Consider the following 24,918-nt stretch of genomic DNA (forward strand, 5'->3'; position numbering starts at 1 on the left):
GCATTAAGAGGTGCATATGGCAGAGAAACTCATTCCGCTGGAGGACGCGCAGTCGATTGTTCTGTCGCACGTTGCTCCGACCGATCTCGTCGAGATTCCCGTGTGGCAGGCCGCCGGTCTTCCCTTGGCCGAGGACGCGGTGGCCGATATCGACATTTCGCCGTTTGCCAACAGCGCTATGGACGGATATGCCGTGCGCTCGGCGGACTTGGTGCAGGCATCTGGCGAGGCGCCCGTGACGCTTTCTGTCGTGGGGCACGAGGCGGCGGGCCATGTCTTTGAGGGCGCAATCGGCGCGGGCGACACGGTTCGTATCATGACGGGCGCGCCGGTACCCGAAGGTGCCGATGCCGTGGTGAAGTACGAGATCGTCGATGTGCTCGACGGTGACGGCAACGAGGGTTCGCGTGTGAGATTCTCGGCGCCGGCCAAGGTGGGGGAGAACGTTCGATCGGCTGCTGAGGAAGCGCATACTGGCGACGTCGTGATGTACGCTGGAGAGGTTGTGGCTCCGGCGGGCGCCGGCTTGCTGGCGAGCGCCGGGTATGCGAGCGTGAAGGTGCATGCCACGCCGCGCGTGGGCATTATCTCGCTGGGGACGGAACTGGTCGCACCGAGTAACGTGCCGGCGCGCGGGCAGATTCGCGACTCCAACTCGTCGGCGTTGATGGCCGAGGCGCTCGATGCAGGAGCCGAGCCCGTGTTCTACGGCATTGCGCCCGATGATGAGCAGGCGATTGCCGAGTTGGTGCATCGCGCCGCGCAGGAGTGCGATTTTGTCATTACGAGTGGTGGCGCCTCTGCGGGTGATTACGACTATGTGACGGCGCTCGTTCGGCGCGAGGGCGAGGTGCTGTTCGACCGCATCTCGATGCGTCCCGGCAAGGCCATCACGTTTGGCCTGCTGGGGGGCAAGCCATATTTGGGACTTTCGGGCAATCCCGCGGCGGCGTATGTGGGCTTTGAGATGCTCGCCCGCCCGGCGATCCGCAAGATGCGCGGCTTTGCCGAGGGCCTGCGTCCCGTGCAGCAGGCGAAGCTCACACACGGCGTGAAGAAGCGACAGCATCGCCGCTTCTTCGATCGTGCCACGGTTTTGCGCGACCCCGAGACCGGTGAGCTGTTGGTGACCGAGGCCAAGACGCAGAATTCGGCGCTGCTCGGCACGATGCAGCGGGCCAACTGCCTGCTGCGTATTGACGAAGGCCCGTGTGACCTCAAGGCGGGCGACGTCGTGGATGTCGTGCGTGTCGACTTGCCTGAGGGCACGGTGCTATAGGAGGAATGCTATGGAGCTGAAGATATCGATTGTGACGTGCTCGGATACGCGCGATCTTGCCCAGGACGAGGCGGGTGCTGCGCTCGAGGAACTCATCGCGGCGCAGGGCTGGACGGTCGCCTCACATGTGGTCGTGCGCGACGACGTCAGCGAGATCGGTGATGCCATTGTGGAAGCGGCCGATGAGTGCCACGCCAATGTCGTGCTCACCTGCGGCGGCACGGGCCTTTCGATGCGCGACGTGACGCCCGAGGCGACGCGTGCCGTCTGCGACCGCGATGTACCGGGTATTGCAGAGGCAATCCGTGCGTACTCTATGACCAAGACGCGCCGCGCTATGCTTTCGCGCGCCGTGTGCATGCAGCGTGGGCATACGCTTGTCATCAACTTTCCGGGATCAACGAAAGCGGCCCGCGAAAGCTGGGAGGCTGTGAGCGACCAGCTGGAGCACGCAGCTCAAATGACGGCGGGCGGCGGGCACGCCAAATAAGCGCATTACCTGCGGCGGAGTGACCTTACGGGCTGCTCCGCCTTTTTTATGCAGCGACAGTGCGGGCCGTCTCGTGGTTATCGGTAAAAGAAAGTTATTAGACGAGAAATATTTATCACAAACACTATTCGCGCAAAAGTATAATCTAGTAACAGAATAAAGCTTGCGGCGGGGTGCCCGGGCGTAGCGTTCGAAAGGGTTGAACATGTTCGATACGGTTTCTCGTCGCGGGTTCGTTTCACTTTCCGCTGTCGCCGCTGCCGGCCTTGGGCTTGCCGGCTGTTCCGGCAACAAGACGTCTGGGCCGACTGGCTCCGATGCCGGCTCCGCCAAGATTTCGTCCAAGAAGGCTGTCGAGCTGCAGGTCTTTGCTGCCAACTCGCTCGAGAAGGCCCTGCCCGAGGTTCAGAAGCTCTATACCGACCAGACCGGCACCACGTTTGCCGACACGCAGTTTAAGGCTTCCGGCGACCTTGTCGAGCAGATGCGCGCCGGTGCCGCGGTCGACGTGCTCATCACCGCTTCCAAGGGCACCATGGACGACGCCGAGGCTGCCGAGCTCGTCGACGCCGACACGCGTGAGGACATGTTCGTCAATGACCTCGTGATCATTCGCGCCGAGGGCTCCGACACCAGGGTCGAGGCCATCGCCGACGTCGCGAACCTGGACGGCAAGATTGCCATCGGCGACGCCAAGACCGTTCCCGCCGGCAAGTACGCCAACCAGGCCCTGGCCTCCGTGGGCCTCTACACCGGCACCGAGGGCGACGACGGCGAGTATACACCCGATCTCGCCGACAAGGTGGCTCTGGCCGACAAGGTCGGCACCGCTGCGTCTTACGTCTCTACGGGCGACTGCGTGGCCGGTTTTGTCTACAGCTCCGATATCTTCCGCTACGACGGCATCGAGGAGACCTTCGTGTGCCCCGAGGACTCGCACAAGCCCATCGTGTATCCCGGCGCTGTCGCCGATAGCTCCGAGCACGCCGACGAGGCCAAGGCGTTCATCGACTTCTGCCTGACCAACAAGAAAGCCCAGAAGATTTGGGCTAAGTACGGCTTTGAGCTTTCCGCGTAGTTCGCAACATCGCTGCATAACGATATGCTTGAGGGCGGGCGTTCTCGCGATCGCCCGCCCTTTTGATTGAACCGGCGTGTCCGCGCGCCGTTGCCCTGTGTTTGAGGAGTCGCCCGTGCCAAGGAAAACGATTCGCCTGCTCGCCGTGCTGGCTGCGGTTCTGTGCGTGCTGACCGCACCGCCCGGGGTTGCTCGGGCCGAGGCACTCTTCACCACCGCCGATGGCTGCCAGGCGACCGAAGATTCCGCGCTTATCGATGGCGTCGGGTTTGGCCTCAACGCGTTTGAGCGCAATGCCAAGGGCACGGCCCGTTCGTTTGCGGGTCAGCCCGAGGGTTACCGTTTTCCTATCTACAAGAAGACGACCCTCGTGACGGTGACGACGCCTGAGAGCATCGTGGTCTGGCTCGACGCCCATGCCGTCAAAGACGCGGGGCTCGATATCTCAAAGGCAGATGACCAAAAGGCGCTCAAGAAGATGCTCGTGGGGCTCGACAAGTCGCACTCCATGGGTGGTGCGTTGCTGGAGGACTCTAATCTCGAATGGGTCTTTACCTCGGATAACGCGCTGGTGCAGAGCGATTACCGCTATCAGTTTAAGGTGAAGGGCGGCAACGGCGATTACTACACGGTAGTGAATGCCGCCGACGCCGCGAATGCCGAGCTAGATTTGGGTGACGGCGTCCTGTGGAGCGATAACGCCGCCCTCGTGCGGTATGCGGACTTGTCGACGACGGTGCCGCCGTCGCTGGCGGAGCGCGCCGCAGCCTTCTTTGGCGACATCGACTATCGCCCGTTTTGGGTGTCCATAAAAACGAGCGGCCTTGCCCTGCTGATCTCCTTTGCGCTGGGGCTGTTCGCCGCGTGGAAGACTATGGGTACCTCGAGTCGCATCAAGGGCCTGCTCGATTCGGTTTTTACGATTCCTATGGTGCTGCCGCCCACGGTCTGCGGCTTTCTGCTCCTCATGCTGTTTGGCCGCTCGACCGGGGTGGGCCAGTGGCTTATCGCGCACGGCATCTCGATCGTCTTTACGTGGCCGGCGGCGGTGATATCTGCCGTGGTGGTGTCGTTCCCGCTCGTCTATCGTACGGCACTCGGTGCCTTCGAGAGCCTCGACACGCAGATGCTCGATGCGGCGCGCACGCTGGGATGGTCCGAGCGTCGCATCTTTACCAAGCTCATGATGCCGCTCGGCTGGCCCTCCATCGCCGCCGGCACGGTGCTCGCCTTTGCCCGCGCAATGGGTGAGTTTGGCTGCACGCTGTTCTTTGCGGGCAACTATGCCGGCATCACGCAGACCATTCCCATCGCCATCTACTTTGAGTGGATGGGCGGCAATACGTCGGTGGCCCTCTTTTGGGTCGTGGTCGTAATCGTGTTTAGTTTCCTAGTTATCCTGTTCATCAACATGTACACGGCGCATTCGCAAAAGTACCGCGAGCGCGGCCTTTCCCGTGCGGAGCGCAAGCAGGCCAAAGATCTCGCCGGACGGGGCGATTCGCTCGATCCGGCGGGCGGCGATGCCTTGCGTATCGATCGCGAGGCACTGGTCGAGCTCATGCGCGATGACGCCGTCTCGAAGGGAGGTCGATAGGCCATGTCGCTCGTTCTGGATATCAAAAAGCACTATCCCGGGTTTACGCTCGACATGCAGCTTGAGGCCGGCGAGGAGCGCGTGGCGCTGCTGGGCGCCTCGGGTTGCGGCAAGAGCTGCACACTTCGCTGCATCGCCGGCGTGGAGACGCCCGACGAGGGCAAGATCGTCGTCAACGGCATGACCTTTTTTGACTCGGCGGCGGGCATCAACCTGTCGCCCCAGGAGCGCAAATGCGCCCTGCTGTTCCAAAACTATCAGCTGTTTCCCAACATGACGGTGGCCGATAACGTATGTGCCGGCGTAAAGGACGCGGGCGACGCCGCGGCGCGCAAAAGGTTGGCGGAGCGCTATCTGGGCATTTTCGGCCTGGCCGATTTTGCCGACCGCTACCCCGCGCGCCTTTCGGGCGGCCAGCAGCAACGCGTGGCGCTCGCCCGCATGGTGGCGGCGCATCCGGGCATCTTTATGTTCGACGAGCCTATGAGCGCGCTCGATTCCTATCTTAAGAGCGCACTCGAGCAGAACATGCTCGACCTGTTCGACGTCTGTAACCGCACCGTGCTCTACGTGAGCCACGACATTGACGAAGCGTGCCGCCTCTGCCAGCGCATCTGCGTGATGCATAACGGGCGCGTCGAGGAGATCGGTTCTGTCGAGGACGTGGTTCGCCGTCCGCAGACGCTGGCGGCGCTGCGCTTGACGGGGTGCAAGAACACAAGCCGCGCACGAAAGATCGGGCCCGAGGAAGTTGAGGCGCTCGACTGGGGCATGACCTTTAACGTGGGTCGCGAGGTTCCCGATAATGTGGTGTACCTGGGCATTCGCGCAAGCTACTTCCATGTTGACAATCGCGCGGAGCGGGGCCGCAACAGCTATGATTTGCACGTGGCCCGAGTGAGCGATTCGCGTTTTGAGCGCCTGGTGCTGCTGGACGTGCCGCGCGTCGATGCGCCCACGCGCCTGCAGTGGAAGGTCAACAAGGTGGGCGTGCCTGTCGACGGGCTGCCGCAAGCGGGCGAGACGCTGCGCATGCATTTTGATGCCAGTAGGATCCATTTGGTCTGTCGATAGCGCCGGGTAATGCCGTCGGGGATATAAGTCTCGGCGGCTTTGTCTTGCCGTTCGGCGAATGAGGGATGACAAACTCTTATCAATCAAGATAATTATTTATTAAACGACGGCACACGATGCTGTCGTACGACGATGCCGCGGGGGCTGCAAGCGTGGCTCTGTGTGGTACGTCCGACGAGGTGATTCCCGAGGGCGAGAAGGTGCTGCCGGCAAATCTGTGTCCGCTCATCAAGTCGACGTACGTCTTTGCCTACTCGCAAAAGTGCCCGTTTACGTACTTTAGCGACATGATCATCGGCGAGACCACCTGCGACGGCAAGAAGAAGATGTACGAGCTGCTGGGGGAGCTCAAGCGCACGCACATTCTGCATCTTCCGCAGGGTCGCGATCGCGCCTACGAGCGTGAAGGCTGGTACGAGGAGTGCCGCCTGCTCAAGGAGGAGCTCGAGGGCTTCTACGGCGGCTAAGGCCGCTGTGGTCGATGGGGTGGATTCAGTGACGTGGACCTGCGTGCAGCCAACCGGGTTCTCCTCGGTCGATGCTTCCGAGCGGCTGCGCGAGGCACTGGCAGCGGCTGGCTATGACGTGGCTGCCGACCTGGCGCGTTCCGGCGAGCCCACCAAGATCAGCAGCATGTGCACGGTGTTTGCCGAGAGCGAGGTCATTAGTCTGATCGGCCGCGGCGAGCCGCGCGAGAACATTGCCCGCGGTGTGATCGAGAGCGTCGTGTCGCGTGTGGCGACCATGGCCTCGCAAGCCGCGGGCGCCCCGTACTATCTGACCGGTGGTCTGTGCGAAAACGCCTATGTCGTCGAGCGTCTTGGCGCATTGGTGGGCTCGCCAGTCACTACCTCGCCCCAGGCCCGCTTTGCCGGTGCCATCGGCGCGGCCATTCGCGCACAAGCGCTCAATTAATGCATCCGTCGTAGGCTCGCATTCATGCGTATACTGGGAGGAACTGATTGACCGATGAGAGGAGGTATCGATGGCTGACGATCTCATGAAGCTCACGCAGATGACTGCCGCGAGCGGTTGAGCCGCTAAGTTGGCTCCTGGAGCCCTCGCCCAGGTCCTGGGCGACTTACCCAATGTGCATAACGACAACCTGCTCGTGGGGTTCGATACCTCCGACGATGCGAGCGTCTTCCGCGTTGGCGATAACTTGGGCCTCGTGCAGTCCATCGACTTCTTCCCACCGATGGTCGACGACCCGTTCCTGTTTGGCCAGATCGCCGCGGCAAACTCGCTGTCGGACATATACGCCATGGGCGGACGGCCGAGCCATGCCATGAACCTGCTTTGCATACCCAGTTGCCTGGGCGTTGAGGTTGCCGGCCAGATTCTGGCGGGTGGCGCCGACAAGTGCGTCGAGGCCTGCTGTGCCATCGCGGGCGGCCACACCATCAACGACGACGAGCCCAAGTACGGCCTGTCCGTGAGTGGCTTTGTCGCGCTTGACCGTATGCTCACCAACAGCGGCGCACGCGTGGGCGATGTTCTGCTGCTGACCAAGGCGATCGGCTCGGGCATCATCACTACGGCCATTAAGGGCGAGCTCATCGAACAGGACGAGGCCGCAGCTATGTTCGACTCGATGCGGACCCTCAACGAGGCTCCGATTCGTCTGGCCGAGGACCTCGAGCTTCATGGCTGCACCGACATCACGGGCTTTGGCCTGATCGGACATGCGTGCGAGATGGCCGAGGGCTCGGGCGTGCAGATTGAGCTTGTGTCGGGGGCGGTGCCGCTCTTTGACCAGGTGCTCGACATGGCACGCCTTGGCATTATCCCTGCCGGCGCCTACCGCAACCAGGACTTCTTTGGCCCGCGCGTGGCAGTCGACGATGGTCTGGAGCCGGGGATGCTCGACGCGCTGTACGATCCGCAGACTTCGGGCGGCCTGCTTATCGCGGCACCTGCTGCCGATGTGGATGAGCTTGCGCGCCGTCTGCATGCCGAGGGGCGCGTTGCCTCCGTCGTCGGCCGCGTGTGCGAGCCGGTGCCAGGTGGTTCTGCCGTCCTCGTTGTCCGCTAGCCCGCACGTTTATGTAACTGTTTACCGTTCTCTAGAACGGTTCTTTCGAAAGGAAAAGCTATGTCTACCAAGATTGAAGTCAACGCCATGGGCGATGCCTGCCCGCTGCCCGTCGTCAAGACGCTTAAGGCGCTCAAGCAACTCGATGGCGAGGGCGTTGTCGTGACCTCGGTCGATAACGAGACCGCCGTCAAGAACATCTCCAAGATGGCGCAGGAGAAGGGCTGCACGGCCTCGGTCGAGAAGGTTTCTGACGCCGAGTGGCACGTGACCGTGGCGACCGCCGGTGCCGTGGCCGTTGCGGACCCCGAGCAGGACGGTGCTGCTTTCTGCGACGCCAGCGCCGGCAAGGGCAAACTCGTCATTTCCGTCTACACCGACTGCATGGGCCGCGGCGACGACGAGCTGGGCCACAAGCTCATGAAGGCCTTCATCTTTGCCGTGACGCAGCAGGAGGAGCTGCCCGCGACCATGCTGTTCTACAACGGCGGCGCCAAGCTCACCGTCGAGGGTTCTCCGGTGCTCGATGACCTGAAGGGCCTGGCCGAGCAGGGCGTCGAGATTCTCACCTGCGGTACCTGCCTGGACCACTTTGGCATCAAAGACCAGCTTGCGGTGGGCGAGGTCACCAACATGTACGTGATCGTGGAGAAGATGGAGCAGGCCGTGCGCGTCGTGCGCCCGTAGCGTATTGGTTGGAGTTGCCATGAGGGAGAAGCGCCCGGCGCTTGTCATCACGTTTCCCACCACGGCGGCCGCCATGGGGTGCGAGACCCTATGCATCGAGCGCGGCCTTCCCGGGCGCACGATTCCCGTGCCCGGGGAGGTCGCTGCCGGCTGCGGTCTGGCGTGGAAGGCGTTGCCTGCCGATGAGGAGCTGCTGCGCTCCGAGCTTGCCGCAGCTGGTGTTCCCACCGAGGGCTTTACGGTGATTGACATGTGGGAGGTCGTGCGATGATCTATCTGGATAACGCGGCGACGACCATGCATAAGCCGCAGACGGTCATCGATGCCGTGACGCAGGCGATGTGCTCGCTCGGCAATGCCGGGCGCGGCGCCACGTCGGGTGCTCTCGATGCGGCTCGTACGATTCACGGTTGCCGTGCTAAGCTCGCGCGCCTTTTGGGTTGCCCGAGAGCGGACCATGTGTGCTTTACGCCCAACTCCACGGCTGCGCTCAACACCGCCATCTGTGGCGTGGTGCGCCCCGGCGACCGTGTGGTCACGACGGTGCTCGAGCACAACTCGGTGTTACGCCCGCTCAACCGCCTGGCGGCGGAACAGGGTGTGGCGGTTGAGCATGCGGGCTGCGACGCGAACGGCGCGCTCGACTACGACGAGCTCGAGCGGTTGGTGACGCCGGGCACGCGCGCTGTGGTGGTGACGCACGCCTCCAATGTGACCGGCAACGCGGTCGACATTGCGCGCGTAGCGGCCATGGCCCATGCGGCAGGTGCGCTGGTGATCGTCGATGCCTCGCAGTCTGCCGGCACGGCGCATATCGATATGCACGCCATGGGGCTCGACGTGGTGTGCTTTACCGGCCACAAGGGGCTCATGGGACCTCAAGGCACCGGCGGCCTGGCCGTGGCGGAGGGCATTGACGTGGCGCCGTGGGCCATGGGCGGCACCGGTGTACACAGCTTCGATGCGCTGCAGCCGCTTGAGTGGCCCACGTGCCTGGAGGCCGGTACGCTCAACGGCCATGGCATCGCGGGCCTTTCTGCCGGCCTCGACTTTATCGAGGCACAAGGCGGGGTCGAGGCGATTGCGGCGCATGAGCGCTCGCTTGCAGAGCGCTTCCTCGCCGGTGTTCGCGAAATCCCCGGCATTGCGCTCTACGGTGCCTTTGACCAGCCCGTGCGCTCGGCGATCGTCTCACTCAACGTGGGCGATATCGACTCTGCCCAGATCTCGGATGCGCTCATGCAAGGGTGGGGGATTGCGACGCGCCCCGGTGCCCATTGCGCCCCGCTCATGCACCGCGCGCTCGGGACTGAGCGTCAGGGTGTCGTTCGTTTCTCGTTTGGGTATTTCAACACGGACGAGGAAGTCGACACCGCGATTGACGCTTTGCGCGATTTAGCCTGCTAGAGCGTATATACTTGCGGGACGGGTCTTTTGCCCGTCCCGTTTTGTTTCGACCCGAAAGGTGGTCCCATGGCCTCATCCGCCCCGCGCGGCCTGCGCTCCGACCATGTCGTTACCGTCGGTATCGCCCTGTTCTCGATGCTCTTTGGCGCCGGCAACCTCATTATTCCGCCGCTGTTGGCGCTGCAGGCAGGTTCTGCCACGCCGCTCGCCATGCTCGGCTTTCTGATTGCCGCTATCGGCCTGCCCGTCATGGGCTTTATCGCCGTGGCGCTTGCCGGAACGGCGCGCGAGCTGGCCGGGCGTGTGCATCCTAAGTTTGGCGAATTTTTCGTTGCGGCGGTGTATCTAGCCATCGGCCCGTGCCTGGCTATTCCGCGCACGAGCTCCACGGCCTTCGAGATGCTGGTGCCGCTGCTGCCGGAGGGCGTCTCGCTCGGCACGGCTCGCCTGGTGTTTGCCGTTGGCTTCTTTGTCGTCGCGTTTGCGCTCACGCTGCGTCCGGGCGTTATCACGCGCGTGCTCGGCCGCATTACGGGACCCGCGCTCATTGCGCTCATCGTGCTGGTCGTGGGTGCCGCCGTGGTCTCGCCGTTGGGACCGGCTGCCGCGCCTCAGGCTCCCTACGATGCAGGCGCTGCCGTGCAGGGCTTTTTGACCGGCTATCAAACCATGGACCTGCTTGCGTCGCTCGCCTTTGGCATTATCATCGCCGAGACCATCCACGAGCTGGGCGTGACCGATGACAAGCGCGTGGCCTTCGAGATTTCGCGTTCCGGCGTGATCGCCGGCGTGCTCATGGCCATCATCTACTGCGGCCTGGCGCTTGCCGGCATGCAGCTCGGCACGGTTATACCCGACGCTACCAACGGCGCCGCCATCCTTGCCCGCTCTGCCTCCATACACTTTGGTCTTGCCGGCACGATCGTGGTCTTTGCGATCTTTTTCCTCGCCTGCATGAACGTGTGCATCGGCCTCATCAGCTGCTGCTCGCGCTACTTCTGCGAGACGTATGTGGTCGAAGGGGGAGCGGAGGCTTCCGAGGAGGCTTTGCGCCGTCCCTTTGCGGTTCTCGCCTTTGTGTTCGCGGCGTTTTCTTGCGTGCTCTCCAACGTGGGTCTCGACGCGATCCTCATGTTCTCGGTGCCCATGCTCAACGCCTTGTATCCCGTTGCCATCGTGCTGGTACTTATGGGCCTGGTGCACGGTTTTTGCGATGCGCATCCGCGGGTGTGGGTTTGGGTCGGCGGCGTCGTCGCGGTGCAGAGCGTGATCACCTCGGTCCGCGACGCGTTCTTTGCGGACGCGTGGCTGCCGTTCGATGCACTGCCGTTTGCAGACATTGGAGCCGCGTGGGCGCCGGCCGCCGTTGTGGCGTTTGTGATTGGTCTGCTCCATAGCCAGTTTGTCACACATTCGAGGAGCTAGGGTATCGCCGCTTGCACAAGCGGGAAGTCTCCCCTATAATTTCCTTCGCTTTGGGACACGCAAGGTTTAGACCTTAGCTGCTCAACACCTTCGGGACGTGGCGCAGTTTGGTAGCGCGCCTGCTTTGGGAGCAGGATGTCGCAGGTTCAAATCCTGTCGTCCCGACCATATCTTGCGGGCGTAGTTCAATGGTAGAACCCCAGCCTTCCAAGCTGATGACGCGGGTTCGATTCCCGTCGCCCGCTCCATAGGATAGTTTTAACGGCTTTGGCTCTATTTGGTGCCAGAGCCGTTTTCATAAGCGTGCCGGGCGACGGGGATCGAACCCGGCAGGGTGCGAAGCTGAGAAAATGCGTGAGCATTTTCCAGCGCAGCACGCAAGGGCCAATGGCCCGCAGCGAAACAAGGGTTTGCGAAGCAAACCCTTGGACTTCCCGTCGCCCGCTCCATAAGATTGATGAATGGCTCTGCTTCCTTTTGGAAGCAGAGCATTTTCATATACATGCCGGAGACCCCACATCCCCTCCTAAGTTGCGGTGAAATACGGACTGTTTTCCGGCTTTTATGGCCCATGTAGTCCGTATTTCACCGCAACTTGCACCTGAGCTTCAGGTTGAGATTGCTCGGCCAGGAAACGCCGGCTATTATCTGGCAGATTATGGTTGGCACGTGCCGTCGCTACTCGAGGCCTGCGATGCGCTGCTCGACGAGCGCGGTTTTCGCGGGTCGGCCAAGGCCGGCATCTCGGTGTTTGACGACGACTTTGGCCTGCATGCTCAGCAGGTGGCACCATCCGCCTGCTCGACAAACGTGACGTAGCGCGCAAGTCGATGTTCACCGCGCATTCGCTCCCTTTGTCGATTCTGATCGAAGAAATCGAGCAATCGTGCGATGATATCTTCTTCATAGGGATTCAGCCGGGCGACACGGAGTTCTACAACCCCATGTCCCCGGAAGTCTTTGACGCCGTTGACGCCGTGTACGACGCCGTGGCCGCTAACGACTTTTCCCACTTTGTCCGCTTGGGACAGGAGCTGTAGCAGCGCTTGTCCCTGGTGATTAGGAAAGAAGTGATTGACATGGCAGATTTCAAGGTGGAGTACCCTGCTCCCGATTGCCTGGCGCCCGCCGCGATCGAGGCCAAGACCGAGGCCGCCGGCGTGACCAAGGCTAACCTGCCGGTCGATAAGGCCTTTCTGTTGGCAATGTTCGCCGGTGCGTTTATCGCCTTCGGCGGTCTGTTCTTTACGGTGTTTTTGAGCGACAGCGCGCTGGGCTGGGGTGCCCAGCGCGTCGTGGGCGGCCTGTGCTTTTGCCTGGGCCTGGTGCTGGTGCTGGTGTGTGGCGCCGAGTTGTTCACCGGTAATTCGCTTATGGTCTGCGCGCTCAAGAGCAAAAAGATCACCCTGGTCCAGATGCTCAAGGCTTGGGTCGTTGTATGGCTTGGCAACTTTGCCGGTGCCTTGTTCATCGTCTTTTTGGTGTACATGGCCGGCATTTACAAGCTCAACGGCGAGGCGGTCGCCAATTCCATGGTGAGTGTCGCCGCCGGCAAGGTGACGATCGACTGGCTGACGATCTTCTTCCGCGGCATCCTGTGTAACATCTTTGTGTGCCTGGCCGTGTGGATCGGTACCGCCGGCAAGACCGTGGTCGATAAGGTTGTGGGCATTCTGCTGCCCATCGCCGCCTTTGTGGCCTGCGGTTTTGAGCACTGCGTTGCCAATATGTACTTTTTGCCCATGGGTGCCGTGATGCACGCGTGCGGCTATGGTGCCGACGTCGCCGGCGCCGATGCGCTCAACGCCGCGGGCATTGCGTTTAACCTGTCCGCCGCCACGCTGGGCAACATCGTGGGCGGTGCGGTTCTGGTCGCGCTCGGCTACTGGTTTATCTACGCCAAGAAGTCTGAGGCGTAGGGTACCGTCTGTTTGACGTTGGACCTCCCGCGGGGCGTCGCCGTGCGAGGATAATAGCGATTGATTGATTCAGCCGATCTAATCGGCTGATAGCTTGACGTTCGAACGATTGATTCACCTTTGGTTTTGAAAGGCCGCACATGAGCGATAGCCAGAACATGTCCGATGAGGTTCGCGCCCGCCTGCGCGCCATTCCCTCCGTCAACGAGCTGCTCGCCGAGTGGCCGGTAGTGAAGGCGGCGGGGGAGACCTGCGACGCGGTGGTGCATGCCGCCGTCACGGCCGAGCTCGACGAGGAACGCGCCGCCATTCGCGCCGGTGCCGCCCCGCGCTCTAAGCGCGACCTGGCCTTGGCAATTGAGTGGCGTGCGCACCGCTCCGCGCTGCCGAGCCTGCGCCCTGCCGTCAACGCCACGGGCGTGGTCATCCATACCAACTTGGGCCGCGCCCCGCTCGCGGAGTCGGCGGCAAAGGCCGTGGCCGAGGTTGCGCGCGGGTACAGTACGCTCGAGTACAGCGTGGACACCTGCTCGCGCGGGTCGCGCAAGGAACACGCCGCGCAGCTGATCCGCTCGCTCACCGGTGCCGAGGACGCGCTTGTGGTCAACAACAACGCCGCCGCGGTGCTGCTGGTGCTGGCTACCCATGCCGCAGGCAAGGAGGTCATCGTTAGCCGCGGCGAGCTTGTCGAGATCGGCGGCAGCTTTCGCATCCCCGATGTCATGGCGTCTTCGGGCGCCAAGCTCGTTGAGGTCGGCGCCACCAACCGCACGCACCTAGCAGATTATGAGCAAGCCATCACGCCCGATACGGCCATGATTCTCAAGGTCCATCCTTCCAACTATCGCATCGAGGGCTTTCACGAGGAGGTGAGCTCTCGGGAGCTTGCGGCGCTTGCTCACAAGCATGGCCTGCTGTTCTATGAGGACCAGGGTTCGGGCGCGCTCCTGCCCGATGACATCCTGGTGCGCGGTGGCGAGGAACCCACGCCGGCTTCGGTCGCGGCGGGGCTCGATATCGTGTCGTGCTCGGGCGATAAGCTGCTGGGCGCGGCGCAGGCGGGCATCATCATGGGCCGTCGCGATCTGGTCCAGGCCTGCGGCGCACATCCGCTCATGCGCGCTCTGCGTCCGGGCAAGTTGGCGCTTACGGCGCTCGAGGCCACGCTGCGTATCTACATGGACGGCGCCGATGTTGCCCATCGCGATATTCCGGTGCTCAGCATGCTTACGCTGCCGCAGGCCCATTTGGAGCGACGTGCCCGCAAGCTGCGCGATCGTATGGTCGCCGGGCTCGATAAGGCCGGTTGCCCGTGCGCCGTTCAGGTGGAGATCGTCGAGGAATCGTCGACCCCCGGTGGCGGCTCGCTGCCTACCATGGAGTTGCCCACGATGTGCGTTGCCGTGCGTCTTGTTGACGCGCGCCTGACGGTCGATGCGCTCAAGCGCTCGCTTGTCCAGGACTTCGACACGCCGGTCGTCACGCGAACCTCGCACGATCGCATTTTGTTTGACGTTCGTACGCTCGTGGGCGACCGCGATATCGAGACGGCGGCGTCGACGCTTGCCGCATGCGTTGAGAAGGCGATTGCTCGATGAGTGAGGTCCAGGCGCTGGTGGAGTGTCCCGTTATCGTTGGCACGGCGGGCCACGTCGACCACGGTAAGTCGGCATTGATCGAGGCACTGACCGGCAAGAATCCCGACCGTCTGGAGGTTGAGCGTCGTCGAGGTATGACCGTTGAGCTTGGCTTTGGCGAGCTGGCGCTGCCGAGTGGCAAGATTGTCGGCCTGGTCGACGTGCCTGGACATGCCCACTACTTGCGCGCCATGGTGCAGGGCGCCACGGGTATCGACGTGGCCGTGCTGGTGGTTTCGGCCGTCGAGGGCGTGATGCCGCAGACCCGCGAGCACGTGCATGTGCTGGAGCTGCTGGGCGTTACGCATATGGTGGTCGCGCTGACGATGTGCGACCTGGCCGATGCCGAGATGACCGAGCTTGCCGAGCTCGATGTCGATGACTTTTTGTCGGGTACCGTGTTTGCGGGCGCGCCGGTTGTGCCCGTGTCGTCCAAGACGGGCGAGGGGATCGACGGGCTGCTTGCGGTGGTCGACGAGCAGGTAAGTGCCTGCTGGGATGCTTGCCGCGACCGTTCCGATCGGAGCGATGCCTCGTCCCGCCTGCCGATTGACCGCTGCTTTACGATCAAGGGTGTCGGCACCGTCGTTACGGGAACGCTGCACGATGCGCCGGTTGCGGTGGGCGACGAGCTGATGGCTTTGCCGTCGCGTACGGTCTGTCGTGTGCGCGGGATTCAGGTGCATGGCGATACGCCGCGCGCGCTGCCTGGGCAACGCGTGGCGCTCAACCTGGTCGGTGACGGTGTCGCGGCGCTTGACCGTGGTGAGATGCTGGGCGTGGCGGGTCGCTTTGTTCAGACGTTGCGCTTTATGATGACGTTTACCTACCTGGGCCGCGAGGGCGCCAAGCCGCGCGTGCTCGAGTCGGGCGCGCGCGTGCACGTGATGGCCGGCACGGCCGAGGTCATCGGCCGCGTCATGCTTTTGGAGGGCGAGGCCCCCATGGCGGTGGGCGAGACCCGTACCGTGCAGGTGCGCCTGGAGGAGCCATTGCCGCTGCGCGCCGGAGACCATGCCGTGGTGCTGTCGTATTCGCCCGTTATGCTCATCGGCGGCGGGCGTGTGCTGCTTTCGCGCTGCCGTCGCTCGCGCGAGCTTTCGGCCGGCGAGCGTGCGCTGTTTGCGGCGCTTGAAGCCGGCGATGCCGTTGCTGGCGTAGACGCGTGGCTGGCGCTGCAGGCGCTGCCGGTTGCGGCGGCTGATGTTGCCGAGGCGCTCGATCTTGTTGCCGGTGAGGCTGAGGCAGCATTGCGTGAGTTGGTGGCGCGAGGTGTTGTTTGCGAGCTTGCCGGCTCGGGCGGCACGTTGTATGCGAATGGCGCCGTGCTCGATGCCGCCATGGACGTGCTGGCGGCGACCCTGTCTGCCATGCACGCGGCGGCTCCCAAGGAGACGGGCTTTACGCCCGGCGCCATTGCCCATGCTGCGTGGCCTGCCGCCGATGAAGGCGTTGCCGCGGCTCTGATTGCCGAGGGCTGCTCGCGTGGCGTGTGCGCCGCCGAGGGCACCGAGGTGTTCGACCCGCACTCCGCTGCTGCCGCGGCGCGTGTGGTGCGCGAGGCGTGTGAGCGCATTGTGGCGCTGCTCGACGGGGCCGGCCTCGATGCGCCGACGCTGCCCGAGGTGGGTGAGCGACTGCAGCTCGACCGCGACACCATGACGCGCGCCCTGCGCGAGCTTTCGCTCAACCGCTCGATCGTTAAGGTCGAGCGCGACGTTGCCCTGTCTGCCATCTCGGAAGCCCATGCGCGCGAGCTTGTCGCCGCTGCCATTGAGGCAGCCGGCGGCGCAGCCACCACGAGCGTGCTGCGCGAGGCGCTGGGTGTGTCGCGCAATCGTGCCATCAGCATCTTGGAGCACCTGGATGCCGTGCGCTTTACGGTGCTCGACAAGGAAGCCGGCGGCCTGAGGTCCCTGCGCTAGTGGCTTCCGCAAAACTGTTCGCCAGGAAACCGGGGTAGTCTTTTTGGGACGGGGCTTTTTTAGCTGCCCTATGTCAAATATGTCTTAAGCTTTGAGGGCTCCGGATAGGGCAGCTAAAAAAGCCCCGTCCCAAAAAGACTGCCCTGCTAGTTTGGTAAAATACCGCCGCACTTGGGAACGGATGGGCTCCGGTGGGCTCCGCGGTCCTCAAAACCGTTGCGAGGCGTGCAAAACGTCTTGGATGTGTTCGATTCACATACGTTCCCGCCACACGCTACCAGCGCTTTTGTGCTCGCGGTCTTGCTGCGTGCCGCAAAGGCGCTGTTTTGTGCGGGTCCGCCGTGTCGTCTGTCTTGCCGCCGGTGTGCCCGGGCGCATCATGTGTCCCCAATGTGGTGGTTTGGAACATGTGGACGAAACAGCTTCGAAACACGCGATTTGTACGTCGGGCGCTCAAAAACGCTTCTACCTGCATCGTAATCAAAACGAAACATCTGCTCGTCGGCTTATGCGAAACTTTGCTGCAACAGTGCGATATTATCCATACACGATAAAGTTCGCGGCGCATAGGGTGCCGTGACCGACATTTTCGTTTCCCATCATTGGAGGAAGCATGAGCTACACGCAGAAAGTTCTCGAAGAGCTCAAGGCCCGCTATCCCGAGCAGCCTGAGTTCATCCAGGCCGCGACCGAGATCCTCGGCACCATCCAGCCGGCGCTCGACGCCCACCCCGAGTACGAGGAGGCCGCCCTGCTGGAGCGCCTCGTCGAGCCCGAGCGCATCGTCATGTTCCGTGTTCCCTGGGTCGACGATCAGGGCAAGGTTCAGGTCAACCGCGGTTACCGCGTCGAGTTCAACTCTGCCATTGGACCCTACAAGGGCGGCCTGCGCTTTAACCCGACGGTCACCCTGGGTATGCTCAAGTTCCTGGGTCTGGAGCAGATCCTCAAGAACAGCCTGACCACCCTTCCCATGGGCGGCGGCAAGGGCGGCTCCGACTTTGACCCCAAGGGCAAGTCCAACAACGAGATCATGCACTTCTGCCAGTCCTTCATGACCGAGCTCTATCGCCACATTGGCCCCAACACCGACGTTCCCGCCGGCGACCTGGGCGTTGGCGGCCGCGAGGTTGCCTACATGTTCGGTCAGTACAAGCGCCTGACCAACGAGTGGACCGGCGTCCTTACCGGCAAGGGCCTCTCCTTTGGCGGCTCGCTCGCCCGTACCGAGGCCACCGGTTACGGTCTGGTCTACTTTGTGGACGAGTACCTCAAGAGCCGCGGCGACTCCTTCGAGGGCAAGAACGTTGTCGTTCACGGCTCCGGTAACGTCGCTATCTACGCGGTCCAAAAGGTCGCCCAGCTCGGCGGCAAGGTGCTCGCCTGCTCCGATACCCACGGCTGGGTCGAGGATCCCGACGGCATCGACTACACCGTGCTCGAGCACGTCTACAACAAGAAGCGCTCCGGCCACGACAAGGGCGTCACGCTCGCCATGTATGTTGACGAGAAGCCCAACGCCGTGTGGCACGAGGGAGACGGCCGCGGCGTGTGGCAGCTGCCCTGCGACATCGCGCTGCCCTGCGCTCGCGAGAACACGCTGCTGCTCGAGGACGCCCAGGCGCTCGTCGCCAACGGCTGCAAGGTGGTCGGCGAGGGCGCGAACATGCCCACGACCATCGAGGCCACGACTTACTTCCAGGAGAACGGCGTCGCCTTTATGCCCGGTAAGGCTGCCAACGCCGGCGGCGTGCTCGTGTCCGGCCTGGAGATGAGCCAGAACGCCGAGCACCTGTCATGGACCTTCGAGGAGGTCGACGGCAAGCTCGAGCAGCTCATGCGCGGCATGTTCCACAACGTGGACGACACCGCCAAGGAGTACGGCCAGGAGGGCAACTTTGTCATGGGCGCTAACATCGCCGGCTTCCTGAAGGTCGCCGACGCCATGCTCGCCCAGGGCGTCTGCTAAATCTTCGCTCGACATAGCATGTGATGAGGCTCCCAGCCATCCGGCTGGGAGCCTTTTTCTATGGTGGCGAGGGCTGTGCGCCCTCGTTTGGTACACTTAGAGGTACTGGACAAGTGAAGAGATGGGGGAGAACGTGCTCAAGTTCGGTACCTACGTTCGCGTTGGAAACGCGGCCGAAGCCTATGAGCTCTTACAGAGGAACCGCAACAACAAGATTGTGGGCGGCGGCATCTGGATGCGCCTGGGTTCGCGTCGCGTGGCGACGGCGATTGACCTTTCGGCCTGCGGACTCGATCAGATCGAGGAGACCGAGACCGAGTTTCGCATCGGTGCCATGTGCACCCTGCGCCAGCTCGAGCGCCATGCCGAGCTCAACGCGCTTGTCAACCATGTCTTTGAGTTCGCCGTCCACGATATCGTGGGCGTGCAGCTGCGCAACACCGCCACGGTGGGCGGCAGCATCTACGGTCGCTTTGGTTTCTCGGACGTGCTCTCGGCCTTTTTGGCGCTCGATTCGTACGTTGAGCTGACGGGTGCCGGCCGCGTGCCGCTCGCCGAGTTCGTGGATATGGGCTACGTGCGCGACGTGATCGAGCACGTGGTGGTCGTTAAGCACGATTACCGCGCAAGCTACGAGGCCGTGCGCAAGGCCGCGACCGACTTCCCCTCCTTAAACGTCACCGCTGCCTGGTGGGACAACAGCTGGCATGTCACCGTGGGCGCACGCCCGCTGCGCGCGACCCTGCTGCAGGGCGAGGCGTGCGGCCTGGTGAGCGAGCAGCCTTCCGAGGACGAGCTGCGCGCCCTGGCCGCGTCCGTACGCGCACTGAGCTACGGCACCAACCTGTGGGGCTCGGCCGACTATCGCCGTTGCATCTCGGCGCCGCTTGCCGTGCAGGCCGTGCGCCGCGCCGCCGGCATCGAGCTTTCGGCCTCGCTTGCCCGCGAGCTCGAGGGCGTGCAAGTGCCTAAGTTTGCCACGGACGAGTATTCCTGCCGCCGCGTGCCCGGCGTCGATTCTAGCGAGGTGCGCTAATGGCTGCCAAACTCATCGATCTTTCCTTTACGCTCAACGGCCGCAAGGTCAAGGTTCAGATTGCCCCCGACACCATGCTCTTTGCGCTGCTGCGCGAGCAGGGCTGCGCGTCGGTGCGCTGCGCCTGCGAAACCACCAACTGCGGCCTGTGCACGGTGTGGCTCGACGGCGACCCGGTGCTGAGCTGCTCGGTTCCCGCTGCGCGCGTTGAGGGCCGCTCCGTCACCACGCTCGAGGGCCTCAAGGCCGAGTCCGAGGCGCTCGCCCACGCAATGGCTGCCGAAGGTGCCGAGCAGTGCGGTTTTTGCGCCCCCGGTCTTATCATGAACGTGCTGGCGCTTGCCCGCGCCGCCAAGGAGGACCCGAGCCTCGTCGCCACGCGCGAGGAGTTGTCGCGCCAGCTGGCCGGCAACCTCTGCCGTTGCAGCGGCTACGAGAGCCAGCTGCGCGCCATCGTCCGCTTCCTTAACGAGTCCGGTGTGCAGGTGGGCTTTGAGATGCCCGAGCTTCCGGTCAACGACACCAGCTGCGATGGTGTCTCGTACAAGCAGATCACCCATAAGCAGCCCAAGAAGGACTCGAAGGCCCTGCTCGAGGGGCGTCCCGTCTACACAGGAGACCTGGTGCCCGCCGGCGCTCTTATCGTCAAGCTCAAGCGCAGCCCGTATGCCCGTGCCAAGATCCGCTCCATCGATACGTCGCACGCCCTGAAGGTGCCCGGCGTGGTGGGCGTCTACACCTACGAGGATGTGCCCAAGCGCCGCTTTACCATCGCCGGCCAGAGCTATCCGCAGCCGAGCCCCTACGACCGCCTGATCCTCGAGAACCTGGTGCGCTACCAAAACGAGGAGGTGGCGATCGTCGCCGCCGAGACCGAGGAGGCCGCCGACAAGGCACTCAAGCTCATCAAGGTCGACTACGAGGTGCTCGAGCCCCTGCTCGACTTTACCCAGGCGCTCGATAACGACATCGTGGTCCACCCCGAGGGCGACGTGACCTTTATGTTCCCGCAGGGCGGCGACGTTGCTCGCAACCTGGTGTGCAGCGGTACCAGCGATTTTGGCGACCTGGACGAGGCCTTCGCCCAGAGCGACATCGTCTTTGAGCGCACTTACACCAGCCAGGCCACGCAGACCGCGCCCATGGAGACCTTCCGTGCCTTCGCGACGACCGACGCGTTCGGCCGCATCTCGGTGACCACCTCCACGCAGGTGCCCTTTCATGTGCGCCGCATGGTCGCGCAGTCGCTCGACATTCCGCAGTCGCAGGTGCAGGTTATTAAGCCGCGCATCGGCGGCGGCTTTGGCTCCAAGCAGACGGGCTGCTGCGAGATCTTCGTGGCGTTCGTGACGCAGCAGACTGGCCGTCCGAGCTATTGCTGCTACACCCGCGAGGAGACCATCACTGCGGGCAACTCGCGTCACCAGATGCAGATGACCGTCAAGCTGGGCGCCATGAAAGACGGCACCATCACGGCCATCGACCTGCACACGTTGTCCAACGCCGGCGCGTATGGCGAACATGCCACCACGACGATCGGCCTCTCGGGCCACAAGAGCCTGCCCATCTACAACCACGTGAAGGCGAGCCGCTTTAGGTGGGACGCCGTCTACACCAACACCAACCGCGGCGGTGCGTATCGCGGCTACGGCGCCACCCAGGGCCAGTTTGCCGTGGAGAGCGCCGTCAACGAGCTCGCCGACATGCTGCACATGGATCCCGCCGACCTGCGCCTTAAGAACATCGTGCGCGAGGGCGAGATTATGCCGCAGTACTACAACGAAAAGCTCAACGCCTGCGCGCTCGACCGCTGCCTGCTGCGTGCGATGGACATGATCGGCTGGCGCGACAAGCCGCTGGCCGTGGACCTGGGCGACCGCGTGCGTGCTCTGGGCTGCGCGCTCACCATGCAGGGCTCGGGCATCTCCAACGTGGATATCGGCGGCATCGACATGCGCCTGGAGGAGGACGGCTTCATTACCATCGGCACCGGCGCCACCGATAACGGCATGGGTGTCGACACGATCCTGGCGCAGATTGCCGCCGAGGAGCTGGGCGTGGAGAGCTCGCTTATCGTGGTGCGCGGCGTGGACACCGACGTCTCGCCGTTCGATGCCGGCTCGTACGCGAGCTCGGGCACGTACGTGACGGGCCTGGCAGCCAAGAATGCCGCGACCGAGCTGCGCGAGAAGATCTGCGCCAAGGCCGCCCAGATGTGGGACGTGGACGCCGCCGACGTGGTCTTCGACGGCCAGTACGTGCGTCTGTCTGACGAGCGCGCCGCTCGCGAGTGCGGCCGCTACCTCACGCTGCGCGACTTTGCCAACCTGTGCGTAAAGAACATCGCGGGCGGCGACGCACTCACCTCGCATGCTTCTGCCTGCCTGCCCGTTTCGCCTCCGCCGTTTATGGCCGGCATTGCCGAGGTCGAGGTCGACAAGGCCACCGGCAAGGTGACTGTGGTGGACTATGCGGCGGCTGTGGACTGCGGCACCGTGATCAACGAGGCGCTCGCGCGCGTCCAGGCCGAGGGCGGCATTGCCCAGGGCATCGGTCACGCGCTCTACGAGATTGTCGAGCACGACGACCGCGGCCGCCTGCGCACCGGTAACTTTATGAGCTACAAGCTGCCCACGCGCCTGGATATCGGCAGCATTCGCGTGGCCTTTGAGCCGAGCTACGAGCCGACGGGCCCGTTTGGCGCCAAGTCGATCGGCGAGGTCGTCATCAACACACCGCTCGCCGCCGTTGCCTCGGCCGTGGCGCACGCCACCGGCCACCAGGTTCGCTCGCTGCCGATCACGCCCGAGAAGGCCCTGCTGGGGGAGTAGGCGAGGCGCGGCAGCCGCCGCTCTTTGGCAAGCCCGAGGAAACTGCAGCCCACTTTTCAACCGAATTGTGGGCTGCGTGAGATAGCCGATGGGGGTAGCTAATTTGGGACGGGGCTTTTTTAGCTACCCTCACAAGCGGGGTAGCTAAAAAAGCCCCGTCCCAAATTAGCTACCCTGTTCCGCTGTAACTCGTGGTGAGGTCGTGGGCCTAAAAAGGTGTGCGTGCGCTTGCCGTTCGTATCTGCTATCATTCCTAGTCTGTGCGCTCATGCGGGCGTGGCGGAATTGGTAGACGCGCCAGATTTAGGTTCTGGTGGGATTCCCGTGAAGGTTCGAGTCCTTTCGCCCGCACCAACGCACCTGCGTCGGCCTCGGCCGTCGCGACACTTTGTTGCATAAAGGTACCAGCACCTCAGATAAGCTGGGCAGTATGAGGAGGAACGTGTTGAACATCACCGCTTCTGACGTCAAGGACGCCAAGCTCACCGCTACGGTCACCATCCCGGCCGCCGACGTCGACGCCGCGATCAAGAAGGCCTACAAGGACACCGCCAAGAAGTACCGCTTCCCGGGCTTCCGTGCCGGCAAGGCTCCCCGTCCGGTCATCGACGCTGCTCTTGGCGCCGAGGCCACCCTCGCTCAGGCCACCAACGATCTGATCGCCGCCAACGAGCCCGCCGTTCTCAACGAGCTGGACATCGTCCCCACCAAGAACGGTGACTACAAGGAGCTCGACCTCGCCAAGGATCACGAGGACTACACCTACACCGTCGAGTTCTCTCTGCGTCCTGCCGCCGAGCTCTCCTCCTACGACGCCGTCGAGATCGAGATGCCTCCAGCGGAGGTCACCGAGTCCGAGATCAACAACCAGGTCGAGATGCTCCTCAACTACCGCGCCACCTTCGAGGACGTCGAGGATCGTGCCGTCGAGGCCGAGGACTACGTTACCGTCGACCTCAAGGCCGTCGAGAACGCCGACAACTTCGCTGCCGAGGGCCGCATGCTCATCGCCGGTAGCGACAGCAACCCCAAGGAGTTCAACGAGGCTCTGATCGGTGCTAACGTCGACGACGTCAAGACCGTCACCTGGACCGACGAGGTCGAGGATGGCGAGGAGGCCGAGACCCACACCGTCGAGGTCACCGTCAAGGGCATCAAGGTCCGCAACACCCCCGAGCTCACCGACGAGCTCGTCAAGTCCGACTTTGGCTTCGACAGCATCGACGCTATGCGCGACGCCATCAAGCTCGAGATCGAGCAGGACAAGGCTTCCCGCCTTCCGGCCGAGAAGGAGAACCGTTGCGTCGCCGCTCTCGCCGAGCGTCTGCAGCTCGAGGAGATGGACGCCGACTACGAGCAGTCTGTCTTTGAGGAGCTTGGCCAGAACTTCCTGTCCAACCTCGCTGCCCGCGGCATGACGCTGGACACCTGGCTGCCCGCTTCCGGCCTGACCATGGAGCAGTTCATCGGCGACCTGCACAAGCAGGCCAACGACGTTGCCCGCGAGTCCCTGGCGCTCGACGCCCTCGCCCGTGAGCTCAAGATCGAGGTCACCGAGGACGACGTCAACGCCGAGTTCGAGAAGGCCGGCGTCAAGGACGTCGAGGCTTCCAAGGCCGAGTTCATCGCCGATGGACGCATGCCTGCCGTCCGCGAGTCCATCCGTCGCTCCAAGGCCGTCGACCACCTGGTCGAGAACGCCAAGGTGACCGAGGTCGACGAGACCGCCAAGGACGCCGAGTAATTCTCGCCACCTTTCCCGCGAGCGCATGCAGGCGCCCGTGATGGGGTAAAGTTATAAACCGGTTATTCGGTTGCTTCGTACGGTGCCAGCCAATGCATAGCATGCGGGCACCGTACGTTTATCTAGAACCAATTTGGTCCGCAAGAGAGAAATGGAGATGCGTATGATCGCTAAGTTCGATTCCGCCCTCGTGCCATACGTTATCGAGCAGACGCCGCGCGGCGAGCGCAGCTACGATATCTATTCGCGCCTGCTCAACGACCGCATCATCTTCTTGGGCGAGGAGATCAACTCCGTCAGCGCCAACCTGGTCGTTGCCCAGCTGCTGCATCTTGAGAGCCAGGATGCCGAGAAGGATATCTCGCTCTACATCAATTCGCCCGGTGGCGAGGTCTACTCGGGCCTGGCGATTCTGGACACTATGAACTTTATCAAGCCGCAGGTCTCCACCATTTGCGTCGGTATGGCCGCGTCTATGGCCGCCGTGCTGCTTTCGGCCGGCGCCAAGGGCAAGCGCTTCTGCCTGCCGCACTCCAAGGTCATGATTCACCAGCCCAGTGGCGGTGCCCAGGGTCAGCAGACCGAGATCGAGATCGTGGCCGAGGAGATCAAGAAGACCCGTCGCGAGCTCAACCAGATCTTGTCCGACGCCTCGGGCCAGCCGATCGAGAAGGTCCAGGCCGATACCGAGCGCGACAACTACCTGACCGCTACCGAGGCGCTTGACTACGGCCTGATCGACCGTATCGTCACCTCGCGCGATCTTGCCGCGAAGGACGCCTAGG

22 protein-coding genes, 4 tRNA genes and 1 pseudogene are annotated in these 24,918 nt (G+C 63.2%); all 27 read left to right on the forward strand.

Going from position 1 to position 24,918, the window contains the following annotated elements:
• Positions 1–16 precede the first annotated feature (16 nt).
• Positions 17–1,279: a molybdopterin molybdotransferase MoeA gene (locus ACTNA2_RS03770; RefSeq protein WP_441048633.1), complete on the forward strand. Its 1,263-nt coding sequence runs from the start codon at positions 17–19 to the stop codon at positions 1,277–1,279.
• Positions 1,280–1,289: 10 nt separating this feature from the next.
• On the forward strand, positions 1,290–1,769 hold the full coding sequence (locus ACTNA2_RS03775; RefSeq protein ID WP_427794485.1) for a MogA/MoaB family molybdenum cofactor biosynthesis protein: 480 nt from the start codon (positions 1,290–1,292) through the stop codon (positions 1,767–1,769).
• A gap of 205 nt (positions 1,770–1,974) precedes the next feature.
• Positions 1,975–2,847, forward strand: a complete 873-nt coding sequence (gene modA / locus ACTNA2_RS03780; protein ID WP_441048634.1) for a molybdate ABC transporter substrate-binding protein — start codon at positions 1,975–1,977, stop codon at positions 2,845–2,847.
• Between the two features lie 115 nt (positions 2,848–2,962).
• Positions 2,963–4,444, forward strand: a complete 1,482-nt coding sequence (gene modB / locus ACTNA2_RS03785) for a molybdate ABC transporter permease subunit (RefSeq protein ID WP_441048635.1) — start codon at positions 2,963–2,965, stop codon at positions 4,442–4,444.
• A 3-nt stretch (positions 4,445–4,447) separates the two neighbouring features.
• Positions 4,448–5,518 (forward strand): sulfate/molybdate ABC transporter ATP-binding protein, encoded by a 1,071-nt coding sequence (locus ACTNA2_RS03790; RefSeq protein ID WP_441048636.1) that lies wholly within the window; start codon positions 4,448–4,450, stop codon positions 5,516–5,518.
• A 116-nt stretch (positions 5,519–5,634) separates the two neighbouring features.
• Entirely contained in the window at positions 5,635–5,985 is a 351-nt protein-coding gene (locus ACTNA2_RS03795) for a 2-hydroxyacyl-CoA dehydratase (RefSeq protein WP_441016223.1), read from the forward strand.
• A gap of 28 nt (positions 5,986–6,013) precedes the next feature.
• Positions 6,014–6,433, forward strand: a complete 420-nt coding sequence (locus ACTNA2_RS03800) for a BadF/BadG/BcrA/BcrD ATPase family protein (RefSeq protein ID WP_441048637.1) — start codon at positions 6,014–6,016, stop codon at positions 6,431–6,433.
• Positions 6,434–6,503: 70 nt separating this feature from the next.
• On the forward strand, positions 6,504–7,553 hold the full coding sequence (gene selD, locus ACTNA2_RS03805) for a selenide, water dikinase SelD (protein WP_441048638.1): 1,050 nt from the start codon (positions 6,504–6,506) through the stop codon (positions 7,551–7,553).
• 60 nt (positions 7,554–7,613) lie between these two features.
• The gene (gene yedF / locus ACTNA2_RS03810) at positions 7,614–8,240 is read left to right on the forward strand and encodes a sulfurtransferase-like selenium metabolism protein YedF (protein WP_154515345.1); all 627 of its coding nucleotides are present in this window, start codon (positions 7,614–7,616) and stop codon (positions 8,238–8,240) included.
• 19 nt (positions 8,241–8,259) lie between these two features.
• Complete coding sequence (locus ACTNA2_RS03815; RefSeq protein WP_441048639.1) at positions 8,260–8,511, forward strand: DUF3343 domain-containing protein; 252 nt, start codon at positions 8,260–8,262, stop codon at positions 8,509–8,511.
• Positions 8,508–9,647: an aminotransferase class V-fold PLP-dependent enzyme gene (locus ACTNA2_RS03820; RefSeq protein ID WP_441048640.1), complete on the forward strand. Its 1,140-nt coding sequence runs from the start codon at positions 8,508–8,510 to the stop codon at positions 9,645–9,647. The genes ACTNA2_RS03815 and ACTNA2_RS03820 overlap by 4 nt, the downstream gene beginning before the upstream one ends.
• A gap of 66 nt (positions 9,648–9,713) precedes the next feature.
• Positions 9,714–11,072 (forward strand): branched-chain amino acid transport system II carrier protein, encoded by a 1,359-nt coding sequence (gene brnQ, locus ACTNA2_RS03825; RefSeq protein ID WP_441048641.1) that lies wholly within the window; start codon positions 9,714–9,716, stop codon positions 11,070–11,072.
• A 91-nt stretch (positions 11,073–11,163) separates the two neighbouring features.
• Positions 11,164–11,240 (forward strand) — tRNA-Pro (locus ACTNA2_RS03830).
• A 6-nt stretch (positions 11,241–11,246) separates the two neighbouring features.
• Positions 11,247–11,320 (forward strand) — tRNA-Gly (locus ACTNA2_RS03835).
• 421 nt (positions 11,321–11,741) lie between these two features.
• Positions 11,742–11,891 carry a hypothetical protein gene (locus ACTNA2_RS03840; RefSeq protein ID WP_441048642.1) on the forward strand — a complete coding sequence of 50 codons (150 nt, stop codon included), beginning with the start codon at positions 11,742–11,744 and terminating at the stop codon, positions 11,889–11,891.
• 11 nt (positions 11,892–11,902) lie between these two features.
• On the forward strand, positions 11,903–12,112 hold the full coding sequence (locus tag ACTNA2_RS03845) for a hypothetical protein (RefSeq protein ID WP_441048643.1): 210 nt from the start codon (positions 11,903–11,905) through the stop codon (positions 12,110–12,112).
• Positions 12,113–12,151: 39 nt separating this feature from the next.
• The gene (locus ACTNA2_RS03850; protein ID WP_441048644.1) at positions 12,152–12,991 is read left to right on the forward strand and encodes a formate/nitrite transporter family protein; all 840 of its coding nucleotides are present in this window, start codon (positions 12,152–12,154) and stop codon (positions 12,989–12,991) included.
• Between the two features lie 140 nt (positions 12,992–13,131).
• The gene (selA, locus tag ACTNA2_RS03855; protein ID WP_441048645.1) at positions 13,132–14,589 is read left to right on the forward strand and encodes an L-seryl-tRNA(Sec) selenium transferase; all 1,458 of its coding nucleotides are present in this window, start codon (positions 13,132–13,134) and stop codon (positions 14,587–14,589) included.
• Complete coding sequence (selB, locus tag ACTNA2_RS03860) at positions 14,586–16,553, forward strand: selenocysteine-specific translation elongation factor (RefSeq protein ID WP_441048646.1); 1,968 nt, start codon at positions 14,586–14,588, stop codon at positions 16,551–16,553. The genes selA and selB overlap by 4 nt, the downstream gene beginning before the upstream one ends.
• A gap of 173 nt (positions 16,554–16,726) precedes the next feature.
• A tRNA-Sec gene (locus tag ACTNA2_RS03865) sits at positions 16,727–16,823 on the forward strand.
• Positions 16,824–17,166: 343 nt separating this feature from the next.
• Positions 17,167–18,522: an NADP-specific glutamate dehydrogenase gene (gene gdhA / locus ACTNA2_RS03870; protein WP_154515369.1), complete on the forward strand. Its 1,356-nt coding sequence runs from the start codon at positions 17,167–17,169 to the stop codon at positions 18,520–18,522.
• A 133-nt stretch (positions 18,523–18,655) separates the two neighbouring features.
• Positions 18,656–19,558: an FAD binding domain-containing protein gene (locus ACTNA2_RS03875; protein WP_441048647.1), complete on the forward strand. Its 903-nt coding sequence runs from the start codon at positions 18,656–18,658 to the stop codon at positions 19,556–19,558.
• Positions 19,559–19,632: 74 nt separating this feature from the next.
• A pseudogene (locus ACTNA2_RS03880) lies at positions 19,633–20,001 on the forward strand ((2Fe-2S)-binding protein); the annotation flags it as partial.
• Between the two features lie 180 nt (positions 20,002–20,181).
• Complete coding sequence (locus tag ACTNA2_RS03885) at positions 20,182–22,389, forward strand: xanthine dehydrogenase family protein molybdopterin-binding subunit (protein WP_441048669.1); 2,208 nt, start codon at positions 20,182–20,184, stop codon at positions 22,387–22,389.
• Positions 22,390–22,659: 270 nt separating this feature from the next.
• A tRNA-Leu gene (locus ACTNA2_RS03890) sits at positions 22,660–22,743 on the forward strand.
• 88 nt (positions 22,744–22,831) lie between these two features.
• Positions 22,832–24,133, forward strand: a complete 1,302-nt coding sequence (gene tig, locus ACTNA2_RS03895) for a trigger factor (RefSeq protein WP_370450562.1) — start codon at positions 22,832–22,834, stop codon at positions 24,131–24,133.
• 163 nt (positions 24,134–24,296) lie between these two features.
• A complete protein-coding gene (locus tag ACTNA2_RS03900; protein ID WP_441048648.1) occupies positions 24,297–24,917 on the forward strand; it encodes an ATP-dependent Clp protease proteolytic subunit in 621 nt (206 codons plus the stop codon).
• Position 24,918 lies beyond the last annotated feature (1 nt).

Origin of the sequence: Collinsella sp. HCP28S3_E9 (genome assembly GCF_052065455.1) — a bacterium.
GTDB lineage: Bacteria > Actinomycetota > Coriobacteriia > Coriobacteriales > Coriobacteriaceae > Collinsella.